The sequence below is a fragment of the Exiguobacterium sp. s43 genome (assembly GCF_018617255.1).
Taxonomy (GTDB): domain Bacteria; phylum Bacillota; class Bacilli; order Exiguobacteriales; family Exiguobacteriaceae; genus Exiguobacterium; species Exiguobacterium profundum.
In genome coordinates, this window is sequence record NZ_JACSJT010000002.1 from 297,408 (window position 1) to 310,069 (window position 12,662).

The 12,662-nt window shown below is 49.5% G+C and carries 12 protein-coding genes; all 12 read right to left on the bottom strand.

The features are described 5' to 3' along the window. Position 1 precedes the first annotated feature (1 nt). The 12 genes from KNO79_RS12225 to ychF all read right to left on the bottom strand — a co-directional run bounded on the left by KNO79_RS12225 (position 2) and on the right by ychF (position 12,613). Positions 2-826: a two-component system regulatory protein YycI gene (locus KNO79_RS12225; RefSeq protein WP_214691420.1), complete on the bottom strand. Its 825-nt coding sequence runs from the start codon at positions 824-826 to the stop codon at positions 2-4. After that, on the bottom strand, positions 813-2,195 hold the full coding sequence (gene yycH / locus KNO79_RS12230) for a two-component system activity regulator YycH (RefSeq protein ID WP_159563197.1): 1,383 nt from the start codon (positions 2,193-2,195) through the stop codon (positions 813-815). Before yycH ends, KNO79_RS12225 begins: the two co-directional genes overlap by 14 nt. Beyond that, positions 2,195-4,036 (bottom strand): cell wall metabolism sensor histidine kinase WalK, encoded by a 1,842-nt coding sequence (gene walK / locus KNO79_RS12235; RefSeq protein WP_074035234.1) that lies wholly within the window; start codon positions 4,034-4,036, stop codon positions 2,195-2,197. Before walK ends, yycH begins: the two co-directional genes overlap by 1 nt. Before the next feature lie 3 nt (positions 4,037-4,039). Further along, positions 4,040-4,750, bottom strand: a complete 711-nt coding sequence (gene yycF / locus KNO79_RS12240; protein WP_015880237.1) for a response regulator YycF — start codon at positions 4,748-4,750, stop codon at positions 4,040-4,042. A gap of 121 nt (positions 4,751-4,871) precedes the next feature. Then, positions 4,872-6,161, bottom strand: a complete 1,290-nt coding sequence (locus KNO79_RS12245) for an adenylosuccinate synthase (protein WP_078145962.1) — start codon at positions 6,159-6,161, stop codon at positions 4,872-4,874. Between the two features lie 158 nt (positions 6,162-6,319). After that, positions 6,320-7,672 (bottom strand): replicative DNA helicase, encoded by a 1,353-nt coding sequence (dnaB, locus tag KNO79_RS12250; protein ID WP_015880235.1) that lies wholly within the window; start codon positions 7,670-7,672, stop codon positions 6,320-6,322. A gap of 17 nt (positions 7,673-7,689) precedes the next feature. Continuing rightward, positions 7,690-8,133 (bottom strand): 50S ribosomal protein L9, encoded by a 444-nt coding sequence (rplI, locus tag KNO79_RS12255; protein WP_159563195.1) that lies wholly within the window; start codon positions 8,131-8,133, stop codon positions 7,690-7,692. After that, entirely contained in the window at positions 8,130-10,121 is a 1,992-nt protein-coding gene (locus KNO79_RS12260) for a DHH family phosphoesterase (protein ID WP_214691421.1), read from the bottom strand. The genes rplI and KNO79_RS12260 overlap by 4 nt, the downstream gene beginning before the upstream one ends. 152 nt (positions 10,122-10,273) lie before the next feature. Continuing rightward, complete coding sequence (rpsR, locus tag KNO79_RS12265) at positions 10,274-10,504, bottom strand: 30S ribosomal protein S18 (protein ID WP_015880232.1); 231 nt, start codon at positions 10,502-10,504, stop codon at positions 10,274-10,276. 43 nt (positions 10,505-10,547) lie between these two features. Then, positions 10,548-11,057 (bottom strand): single-stranded DNA-binding protein, encoded by a 510-nt coding sequence (ssb, locus tag KNO79_RS12270; RefSeq protein WP_015880231.1) that lies wholly within the window; start codon positions 11,055-11,057, stop codon positions 10,548-10,550. Positions 11,058-11,094: 37 nt separating this feature from the next. Continuing rightward, entirely contained in the window at positions 11,095-11,382 is a 288-nt protein-coding gene (gene rpsF / locus KNO79_RS12275; RefSeq protein ID WP_015880230.1) for a 30S ribosomal protein S6, read from the bottom strand. Between the two features lie 130 nt (positions 11,383-11,512). Continuing rightward, a complete protein-coding gene (gene ychF, locus KNO79_RS12280; RefSeq protein ID WP_031424089.1) occupies positions 11,513-12,613 on the bottom strand; it encodes a redox-regulated ATPase YchF in 1,101 nt (366 codons plus the stop codon). Positions 12,614-12,662 lie beyond the last annotated feature (49 nt).

Below are 12,662 nucleotides of genomic sequence, written 5' to 3' on the forward strand. Positions count from 1 at the left end.
TTCATTCTTTCGTTTCAAACTCCACGTGCTCGACTGTTCCATCGATTGCATTGACGAAGTAGACCTGATCATCAATCCCGATCGACCAAAGCGGTGGCATGATAATCAAACTGCCAGAGCTGTCGAGCGGTAAACTGTAAAATCCGGTATTGATGGCCCGCATCTCCTGGTTCGGTTGGAAGTACTTCCGAGACGCGAGTTGTGAGATGGCTTCACTGGCCGTCAACACGAGGTCATCTTGCGTTTTTGAGGAGAGGTCTTTTAAATGACGCTGTTTATAATCCGTCACTTCGAACGACTCGTTCAACTGAATGAGGATGAGGGACGGACCGATGTACATTTCCGTGCCACCCTCGACTTCAGGTGCTGAAAAAATCTTGTTGTCCTCGAATGTTTGTACGAAAGCAATCTGTCTCGTTTTTTCATCGTAGCGCCAGTAGGCGTACTCGTTTCCAAACGGAACATATTCCGCCACAAACGTCGAAGCGGTCGTCCGCAAATCCTTCGCATCGAGCGGCACGGGTTGTTTCAACTCGACTTCGAGTTGCATGTTGTCGAGCGTCGTCGCGAGCTGCGCCTCCCGATTTTTCGTGATCATCGCAGCTGACATCTCTTCAGACGAACCCGTCAAATAGCCGATATCTCGACCCATCCGTGGCAATTTTGCCGGATCGACGTTCCGCTGGTCTAAAATCTGCGTGATCGAGGTGTTGTCATTCGTCACGACTTCGGTCGCCCATGTTTCCGTCAGCAATTGAAACAACAGATAGATGTTCAAGGCGAGGAAGGCGAAGATTAAAATCGATTTCGCTTTACTCCAATCCACGATACATCATCCTTTCTGTCCAATCGTCTCCTTGATTGTATGGGACCCAACGGCCCGCCTCACGCACGAACCAGTTCGGTGAAAACGTCACATAGCGGCTCGTGTCCTCGTTATATTCGATCTCATAACCGATTCGAATCTCGGTCACGTTCTCAAATCGTCCGGAGTTGATGAGCGTACCGAGCACCTCATCCGCATCAGCCAACTGTGTCGTGCCGACGGTGATCAGGCGATCGATTTCCAAGTGGTTACGTGTGATTGACCGGACCTGTGCCCCGTCGTTTTCCACACGTAATGTGGATAAATCGATGGCATCGTTGTTGATAAACGCTTCACGCTGACTGAAGACGGGATACCCTTTCACGTGAAAACGGAACACGGTCGTTTCAAATCCTTTATTGGCCGGTGTGATGGCATCGAATCGAAGGGACAGCCCTTGATTCTCAGACGCTTCATCGACCCACCCCCCGTGGAAGTTCACGAATTCCACAATGGAATCTAACCCGATTGCTGTATCACGCTCGGTGCTATTCCGAGACAGGTTTCGATAGCGACTGGCGTTCAGTTTCGCATCATATTCCGCCACACTGACACCATTCGTCAACGCCCCGACCGAGCTTGCCGGGTCGACTTCTTGAACGTTCGGGTCACCTGGGAAGAACGTATCTCGCATCCAGTCGAGACGAGTGTCGATTTGAATCGACGACACGTCATACGCGAACAACTCATTCATCTCAGGTCCGACGACCGGGATATAATTCACGCGTTCATCCGTATACGTCACGCGCTTCATCGTTCGACTCGAGTTTTTTAAGAAAAGACTGTTCACATCGCCGTTTCCGACTTTCGTCAACTTCCCTTCCCAAATGGACTGGTCGCTCATGATGGCACGAATGTTGAACGCACTGTCATCCATATAGATGAGGATTCGCTGTGGAATCTTCCCAGACAGACTATACGTTCCCGGAAGCATATAGCTGAGCGTGTCCGCATAGTAGGCCTCCGGTAAGATCAACTCCAGTCCCTCGTTGATATCCGTATAGAAACTCGGGACGTTTTTCACAGCGAGCGGCTTGAACTCACTCGCTTCAAACGAATCCCGAATGACACGCATCAGTTGCTTCGGTGTATTCTTTGAAGCGAACACAGCATTGTTGTCATGCACGACCGCTTGAACGGGAATGATGACCTGGTCCGCTCGACGCTGCAATGACTCGTCCACCGTCGTGAGTTGCGTTTCAGATTGGACGGCCTGATACGTGGGATGGTAGTCCCACAAGATGATGGTTTGAACAATCGACGTGACGATTAACGTGAGCAAAATGAACGACTTCCACAGTTCCGGCTTTGCAATCGTAAACCGTTTCATCAATCATTCACCTCCACAATCGTATCGAACGGGATCGTGAAGTAAATCGTTGTACCTCTTCCAAATTCACTCTCTGCCCAGATGTCGCCACCGTGAGCAGATACAACTTCCTTGGCAATCGATAGACCGAGTCCTGTACCACCGATGTTACGCGCCCGCGCCTTATCGACACGATAGAAACGTTCGAAAATTTTCTTTAAGTTCGACTTCGGAATCCCGACCCCTTCGTCTTTGATGCCGATGACGAGGCGTTTCGCCCGAAGCATCGTCCGGAACGTAATCGTCCCACCTTCTGGTGAGAACTTGATGGCGTTCGTGATGATGTTGTCGATGACTTGAGTCATCTTATCTTGATCGGCATGCACGTAGACGCGACGCTTCATCAGTTTGCGACGGAATTGAATCGCATCCCCTTTCGTCATCTCATGACGGTCGATGATATCGTTAAAGAACTGCACGAAGTCGAACTTCACCTTCTGCATCTTATATTCTTTACTGTCCATCTTCGAGAGCTGCAACAAGTCATTGACGAGGCGAATCATCCGCTCCGTCTCGTTTTGCGTCGTCTCTAAGAAACGTGGCGCCAATTCCTCATCCTGATAAGCACCTTCTGCAAGAACCTCCAAGTAACTACGCATCGTCGTGAGCGGTGTCCGCAATTCATGACTGACGTTCGCAACGAATTCACGGCGGTCCTGTTCGACCTGTTCTTGTTCCGTGACGTCATGCAAGACGACGATGAGACCTGTGATTGGTCCACTATGTTTTTGAATCGGTGAGAAATAGGCACGAACGAGGAACAATTCTTCGTCCGTACTGAGGTCAATCAGTTTTGTCGGCATCGTGCCGTCTTCCGGAATGATGATTTCCTCTTCGAATGCGAGGAGATTTTGTAGATTCGTCCCCATCGCCTCTTCTTCATCGACTCCAATCATGTCGCGCGCCTGGTCGTTCATCAAGATGACCCGTAGCGAGCGGTCGGTCGCGACCACACCGTCGGACATGTTCTCAAGGACACTCGTCAAGCGGCGTCGTTCGGCTTCCGTCGTCGCGTTCGCCTCCATCAACTCGTCCGTCAATTCATTGAATGCGTAAGCGAGTTGACCGACCTCGTCATCCGAATACACTTTAACTTTTCGTGAGAAGTTCCCTTTCCGCATCTCGACGGCCTGCCTCCGCATATCGGCAATCGGTCGCGTGATGGTGCGCGATAAGAGAATTCCGAGGAACGAGGTGATGATGAGTGCGATCAACGTCCCTGTTGCGAGGATACGTGTCACTTGTTCCATCTGGTTGTAGATGGACTTCATCGATGCCTCGATATAGATCATCCCGGTCGTCGTACCGTCCACTTCCGACTTGATCGGAACGGCAACGACGCGCATTCGGTCATTTGAATCTTCATAGACGAGCGTCTCTTGCGCCCCGCCTGTCGCGAATGACTTTTGAATGAACGTGCTCGCGGTCCGTTGTCCGACGAGACTTTGATTATTTTGGTTCGAGGTTGCCCGGACGACACTGTTCGTGTCGATGATTTGGACTTCTCGAATGTCGTCAGCTAGCGTCGTGCTCTCTGTAAATTCAGACAGCAGCTGATCCAGTAACTGGTTCAACTGCTGGTCCGTGGTCAAGTCACTCTCGTTCGCGGCAGTCCCCTCACTGATGTTATAGCTCAGTAGGTTCGCCCGGTCGACAAGTGACTGCGAGAAGTTGTTGATGTATTGCCGTTCCAAAGAACGCACAAAGTACACGCCGATGACTTGCATCGCAACGAGAATGAGCAGCGCATAGATGACGACGAGCTTCCACTGGATTGATTTAAAGAAGTTCGTCCGTTTCATCGTTTAATCTTCTTCTCCTGCCTTCAAATAATACCCGACGCCACGACGCGTAATGATATACGTCGGAGTCGATGGATTGTCCTCAACTTTTTCACGAAGACGACGTACTGTGACATCCACGGTACGCACATCACCGAAGTAATCATAGCCCCATACCGTTTGGAGCAAGTGCTCCCGCGTCATCACTTGCCCGATGTTTTGGGCGAGGTAATGAATCAATTCGAACTCGCGATGTGTCAATTCGATCTTCTCATCCCGTTTCGTCACCATGTACGAATCCGGATGAATCGTCAAGTCGCCGATCACGATATCGTTCGCGTTGGCTCCTTTTGCTTCTGGCGCCGGTGCTGTCGCATGACGTCGCATGTTCGCTTTGACACGGGCTAACAATTCACGTGAGCTGAACGGCTTTGTGACGTAATCGTCTGCGCCGAGCTCTAGTCCGAGTACTTTGTCGATCTCGGAATCTTTTGCCGTCAACATGATGATCGGCATATCGTATTTCTTCCGCACCTCACGGCATACTTCCATGCCGTCCTTGAGCGGAAGCATGATGTCGAGCAAGATGAGATCCGGTTGAATCTCTTCTACTTTGACGAGTGCTTCTTCACCGTCATAGGCAACGTGCACCTGGTAACCTTCTTTTTCAAGTTTAAACTTCAATATATCTGCGATTGGTTGTTCGTCATCTACCACTAAAATCGTACGATCCATTCAGTGAGTCCTCCTCTTATCATTAAACGTACATGCCTACATTGTAACTCTTTTTAAACAGCTTAGAAAGCGTGGTCCATTTCCGTGGAAATAGAAAAAGAGAGCCCGGTGGCTCCCTTTCTTATGCTTCGTAAATATCACGCAAGATGACTGTCTGTTCACGAGCCGGTCCGACCGAGAACGTCAACAATTCGATTCCTGTCAATTCCTCGATGCGACGCACGTAACGCTGTGCGTTCTCCGGAAGGTCTTCAAAGCGACGAACCCCTGTGATATCCTCTGTCCAGCCAGGAAGCTCTTCGTATACCGGTACACACTTCTCAAGGACGCGGAAGTTCGGTGGATACTCGTCAAGATGCTTTCCTTCATACTCATACGATGTACAAATCTTAAGCGTCTCAAGACCTGTCAGCACATCGATTGAGTTGAGGCAAAGATCTGTGATCCCACTGACGCGGCGTGAGTGACGCACGACGACCGAGTCGAACCAGCCGACACGGCGTGGACGACCTGTTGTCGTTCCATATTCTTTCCCGACTTCACGGATTGTATGACCGATCTCATCGTCGAGCTCTGTCGGGAACGGACCGTCTCCAACGCGTGACGTATATGCTTTACAGACACCAACCACGTGATGAATCTTCGATGGCCCGATTCCGGCACCACTCGATACGCCGCCTGATGCAGCATTCGACGATGTGACAAACGGATACGTTCCATGGTCGATATCGAGAAGGACCCCTTGAGCCCCTTCAAAAAGAACTTTTTTCTCTTCGTCGAGCGCATCGTTCAACACGACCGATGTATCACACACGTATTTCGCGAACTGTTGACCATACGCGTAGTATTCTTCAAAGATGTCATCGAACTCGATTGGATCGACTTCATACATTTTCACGAACATGCGATTTTTTAGTTCAAGTACAGTCTTTAGCTTCTCCGCAAACACTTCTTTGTCGAGAAGGTCGGCGATGCGAATCCCGATACGTGCCGCCTTGTCCATATACGCTGGACCGATTCCTTTCAGTGTCGTACCGACTTTCGCGTCACCTTTCGCCTCTTCTTCGAGACGATCTTGAAGCTGGTGGTATGGCAAGATGATATGCGCCCGGTTCGAGATCCGGAGGTTATCCGTGCTCACACCCCGTTCATGTAAGTAAGCGAGTTCTGTCACGAGTGATTTCGGGTTGACGACCATCCCGTTCCCGATGACACACGTCTTATCCGAATAGAAAATCCCAGACGGAATGAGGTGAAGTTTATATTTCGTATCATTGAAGACGATCGTGTGACCAGCGTTGTCTCCCCCTTGATAACGCGCGACGACTTCGGCTTGTTTCGATAAGAAATCGGTGATCTTCCCTTTCCCTTCATCGCCCCACTGCGTTCCCACTACGACTACTGATGACATAATGAATCCTCCTTATTAATCAACGTTCTGTTCAAACCATCCGTAAGTGTACACTTGAAAAGCAAGAAAGTCAATTGAATACCGAACGTTTTATATAAGATGTAACTATTCGTTCGTCATTTTGATCTAATCCTATACAAAAAAAGACACCACCGACGTTACATCGGTGGTGCGAAGGCTTGCGTCTCCATATTGACGAACTTGTTGTACTCTTTCCTGAAGGAGAGCTTGACCGTACCGGTCGGACCGTTACGTTGTTTCGCAATGATGATTTCAATCGTATTGGCGTCTTCACTCTCTTTATCGTAATAGTCATCACGATAGAGGAAGGCGACGATATCGGCATCCTGCTCGATTGCTCCCGATTCACGGATATCGGACATCATCGGTCGCTTGTCTTGACGACTCTCTACGCCACGTGAGAGCTGAGACAAGGCGATGACCGGTACTTGTAGTTCCCGTGCGATTGCTTTGAGCGTACGTGAGATTTCCGATACTTCTTGTTGGCGGTTCTCGCCCGGTTTCCCGTTCCCGACGATGAGCTGCAGGTAGTCAATCATGATCATCCCGAGACCATGTTCCTGCTTCAATCGGCGACATTTGGCTCGGATTTCGTTGACCCGAAGACCCGGTGTATCGTCGATGTAGATGCCTGCTTGGGAGAGCGACGACATCGCAAGGGAGAGACGACCCCAATCTTCCGCTTCAAGACGACCGGTCCGGAGGCGCTGGGCATCGATGTTCCCTTCCGCACATAACATACGCATGACGAGTTGCTCGGCACCCATCTCCAAACTGAAGATGGCGACGTTCTCACCCGTACGGACCGCGACGTTTTGCGAGATGTTCAAGGCGAACGCGGTCTTCCCGACAGATGGACGGGCGGCCACGATAATCAAATCGTTTCGTTGGAAACCGGCCGTCATCTTATCCAAATCCGTGAACCCGGTCGCAATCCCGGTGATTTCACCGCTCGACTGATGCAGCTTTTCAATCGTCGAGTACGCATCGGATAAGACAGAACCAATCGGGTGGAAGCTCGATTGTCCTTTTCGCTGCGATACTTTTAGAATATTTCGCTCGGCATCAGATAAAACAGAATCCACCTCATCTTGACGCTCATAACCATCCGAGACAATGTTGGTCGCAGTTCGAATCAGACGACGGAGTGCCGCTTTTTGGTCGACGACGTTCAAGTAATAGCCGATGTTCCCGATGGCGGGAACGGATTCCGCGACCTCCGCCAAATAGTTGAGGCCCCCGATTTCGTCTAAAATCCCTTGCGCCTGCAACTCAGAACTGAGCGTTACCAAGTCGACGAGCTCGCCTCGGTCATTGATTTTTAGCATCGCTTCAAAGATGCGTTGGTGGCTGACACGATAAAAGTCGTCCGGGTCGACCCGCTCTGAGGCCGTAATCAACCGATCCGAATCGAGGATGATTGCCCCTAAGACGGCTTGCTCCGCTTCCACGCTATGCGGTGGTGTATTGACTTGAATCGCATCACTCATCCGTCTCTACCTCACCTTCAAGCTTCTTGTACATGTACATTCAACGTCGCGACGACGTCATGGTGCAACTTCACTGGCACTTTCGTGAAACCGAGCGCCTTGATCGGATGCTCGAGTTCAATTTTACGCTTATCGATTTTGTAGCCCATTGATTTAAGGGCATCCGCGATTTGCTTGCTCGTGACCGAACCGAACACGCGACCGCCTTCACCGGCTTTCGTCGTGACGGCAATCGTCTCTTTTTCAAGCTTTTCTTTGAGTTGTTTCGCTTCGTTCAACTCTTCTTCTGCTGCTTCTTCGGCACGACGTTCTTTAGCCGCGAATGCTTTCAGGTTTCCTGGTGTCGCTTCCACTGCCAAGTTTTTCTTGAACAAGACGTTCTTAGCGTAAGCGTCTGCCACGTTTTTCACTTCTCCAGCTTTCCCTTGTCCTTTTACATCTACTTTCAAAATGACTTTCATTCTAATTCCTCTCCTTCAGTTTCATCTGTTACGTAATGATCGATTGCCTCTTTCAACATGACTTTCGCTTGTTCGCGACTCACTTCAAGTTGCGTCGCCGCATTCGTCAAATGGCCACCGCCATCGAGCATTTCCATGATGACCTGGACGTTGACGTCACCGAGCGACCGCGCGCTGATTCCCGTACGCCCGTCCGGTAAGACGGCGATGACGAACGAGGCTTTGACGCCTTCCATATTCAGCAACTGGTCTGCAGACTGAGCAATCAACACTTGATGGTGTGCCTCGTCGTCAGAAGCGACCGCAATCGCCATCCCACCTGCATAAATTTCGGTGTTTCTCAAAATCTGAGACTGCTCGATATAAGCATCGAGATCTTGTCTCATGAAGTGCTGTACGAGAACCGTGTCAGCACCTTGAATCCGTAAGAAGGATGCCGCATCAAACGTACGGGATCCCGTACGGAGCGTAAATCCTTTCGTATCGACCATGATTCCCGCGAGAAGTGACGTTGCCTCTAAAATAGAGAGCTTTCGACTTCCCGCCTGATACTCAATCAATTCCGTGACGAGCTCACTCGTTGATGATGCGTAAGGCTCCATATACACGAGAACCGGATCTTCGATAAACTCTTCCCCGCGACGATGGTGGTCGATGACGACGACCCGCTCCGACCGATCCAAAATGTCTTTTGAAATGACGAGGGACGGACGGTGTGTATCGACGACGACGAGTAATGTCTGTTCATCGATGAGTGGCTGCGCCTCATACTCGGTCAAGAATTGGCTGTATAACGAGTCATCGTTCTCTACTTCATGGACGAGCCGCTGAATGCCGACACTCGTCTCACCGGATGGAATGACGACATACGCCTCGCGCCCGACAAACTCGGCCAATTTCATGACACCGATGGAAGCCCCGAGCGAGTCCATATCTGGATTCTTATGTCCCATCACAAGGACACGGCTCGATTCCCGAATGAGGTCACGCATCGAGTTCGAGATGACACGTGCCCGGACACGCGTTCGCTTCTCGGTCGGATTTGTCTTCCCGCCGAAGAAACGAACTTTCCCATTATGACGCTTAACGACTGCCTGGTCACCACCACGGCCAAGTCCTAAATCTAGACTCGACTGAGAGAGATTACCGAGCTCCGTCAATGTCGTTTCACCGCACCCAATCCCGATTGATAACGTCAACGGGATTCTTTGTTCCTTCGTCGCATCACGCACTTCATCCAAGATTGAAAAGCGGTTGTTTTCAAGTTCAGATAGCGTCCGTTCATTCATGACGAGGAAAAAGCGGTCCGCAGCTGTACGACGCATGTAGATATGATGCCGCTGCGCCCATTGATTGAGGAGTACCGTCACCCGACGATTGACTTCACTACGGACCTGTTCATCCACCGCAGTCGACATCTCGTCATAGTTATCTAAATACAAAATACCGATAACCGTCTGCGTTTGAACATACTTTTGTTCCATCTCCGCTTCTTCGGTCATATCAAATAAATAGAGGGTTTGATGGATTTGATTGTAATAAACACGATAGACACGGTCACCCACTTCAATCGTGGCTTCATCCTCTTCTTCTTCAATCAATTCATCGAAGGCGGAATGGAGCGCATCAAGCGGTATTCCAATCGCCATATCGAGTTCGAAAATCAATCGTGATTGTTCGTTATACCAACTGATCCGTCGGTCCTGGTCAAAGACTAAAATCCCAATCGGCATCGTCGTCAATGCTTCTTTTCCGACCTCTTCGATTTGATGAGAGAGAGAGAGGACATACTGTTCCCAATTTTTACGCTCCCGTCGCATCGTCACTTGCTGATAGATGAAAAAAATCAGCGTGCCCATAAACAGGGTGATTGCCGCCACAATGTTGTAGAACGCCAATCCTAACGAGACAAGGAATCCAATCACGTATGGAATCATGTGCCGCGCGTATTGGTTCTTCACGGATGTTAATGCTTCACCACTGTGCATGTATGCCTCCTAAAATGAGTAATGTTCACCCATGGAATCGTAAAGGTTTCTGCTCTATCATACCATATTCGTCGGTTTCACTTACACACTTACAGACGAGATGAAATACAAAAAAACGACTTATCCAAGAGGATAAGCCGTTCGTCAAACAATTACTCTGCAACGTATGGAAGCAAAGCCATTTGACGTGAGCGCTTGATAGCGACAGTAAGTGGACGTTGGTATTTCGCTGAAGTACCAGTCACACGACGTGGAAGAATTTTACCACGCTCCGAAACGAAGCGTTTGAGCAATTCTACGTCTTTATAATCGATATGAGTGATGTTGTTCGACGTAAAGAAACATACTTTACGACGACGACGACCTCCTGGACGACGTGCCATGTGAAGACCTCCTTTATAGGTTAGTTTTTATTGTCCATGATGATTAGAATGGCAAATCATCATCTGACAAGTCGATTTTGCCGCCACCCGAGAACGGATCTGCGTCAAAACCTTTATTCGAATTCGAGGACTGAGATGAAGTCGAAGCGGCTCCTGCGCCCCATCCTGATCCACTTGATTCACCACCACCGAAGACATCTCCAGATGGTGCTTGCTCACGTTGCCCTGAGGCTCCGCGTGGTTCAAGGAAGCGTACGCTGTCTGCGACTACTTCTGCCCGGTAACGACGTTGGCCATCTTGTCCTTCGTAACTACTGATTTGAAGGCGACCGTCAACGCCGGCCATGCTGCCCTTTTTCAAGTATTGTGCTACGTTCTCTGCTTGTTTGCGCCAAACGACACAATCAATAAAGTCCGTCTCGCGCTTCCCATCTTGTCCAGCGAATGGACGATCGCAAGCGAGAGTAAGGCGTGTTACGGCGATTCCGCTCTGCGTATAACGCATTTCGGGATCGCGAGTCAATCGACCAACTAACACAACTCGGTTAATCATCTCCAAGCTCCCCTTTCACGATACGAAACGTTAAGGATTAACGCTCGTCTTTTGTTGTCATTTGACGGACAACGTCGTCAGAGATCTTCATGAGACGCTCTGTTTCTAAGATCGCTTTAGGTTCAGCAACGATGTTAAGAAGAACGTAGTGTCCTTCGCGCATCTTGTTGATTTCATAAGCGAAACGACGTTTACCCATGTCTGTTGTTTTTTCAACAGTACCACCGTTTTCAGTGATGACGTTGTTGAAGCGCTCGATTAAAGCTTTCTTCGCTTCCTCATCAACTGATGGACGGATAATGTAAAGAAGTTCGTATTTACGCATTATCTTTCACCTCCTCTTGGACTAACGGCCCCTACCGGTTGTAGGAGCAAGGAGCAAACAATTGTTTTACTCACGTCATAATATACTATCAAACTTCCTTAACTTTTACAATACGTTTCCGTAAATCCACTTATACGTTGAAGCGGAACGTGACAACGTCGCCATCTTGGAAGACGTATTCTTTTCCTTCTGAACGAAGTTTTCCTTGTTCTTTCACCGTCGTCATGTTTCCTGCTGCTGAAAGGTCGTCATACGACACGACCTCGGCACGGATGAATCCACGTTCGAAATCAGAGTGGATGACACCGGCACATTGTGGGGCTTTCATCCCTTGTTTGAACGTCCAAGCACGAACTTCCTTCTCACCTGCCGTGAAGTATGTCGCAAGGCCAAGTGTCGAGTAAGCCGCACGGATCAATTGATCAAGTCCTGACTCTTCGATCCCGAGATCTTGTAAGAACTCGAGGCGTTCTTCCGGTTCGAGTTCTGAAATTTCTTCTTCGATTCGTGCACAGATGACGATGACTTTCGAACCTTCTGTTGCCGCGTGATCACGGACTGCTTGTACAAACTCGTTCGAATCGGCATCTGCCACTTCATCCTCACTCACGTTCGCCACGTAAAGCATCGGCTTCATCGTAAGCAATTGGAAGTGTTTGACGATTGCGAGTTGGTCTTCTGATAATTCAGCGACACGTGCCGGACGCTCTGATTCAAGAACATCTCGCACGATTTCGAGTGCTTCAAGTTCTTGTACCGCACCTTTATCTTTTGCCTTCACCATTTTTTGAACACGTGCGATTCGTTTATCGACTTGCTCAAGATCAGCTAAGATCAATTCAAGATTGATAGTCGTAATGTCATCGATTGGTGAGACACGGCCTGCGACGTGCGTGATGTTCTCGTCTTCGAAACAACGGACGACTTGGCAAATCGCATCCACTTCGCGAATGTTCGCCAAGAATTTGTTTCCGAGACCTTCACCTTTTGACGCACCTTTCACGATTCCAGCGATATCTGTAAACTCAAATGCTGTTGGTACCGTTTTTTTCGGTTTGACGAGTTCTGTCAATCGATCAAGGCGCGCATCCGGTACTTCTACGACGCCGACGTTCGGGTCGATCGTCGCGAACGGATAGTTGGCCGCCTCGACTCCTGCTTGTGTAATCGCATTAAACAATGTCGATTTCCCGACGTTTGGCAATCCGACAATTCCTGCTGTTAATCCCACTAGTATTTCCTCCTCATCCGGTGTTTCCCGGGAAATGTTAAGCCGTCTG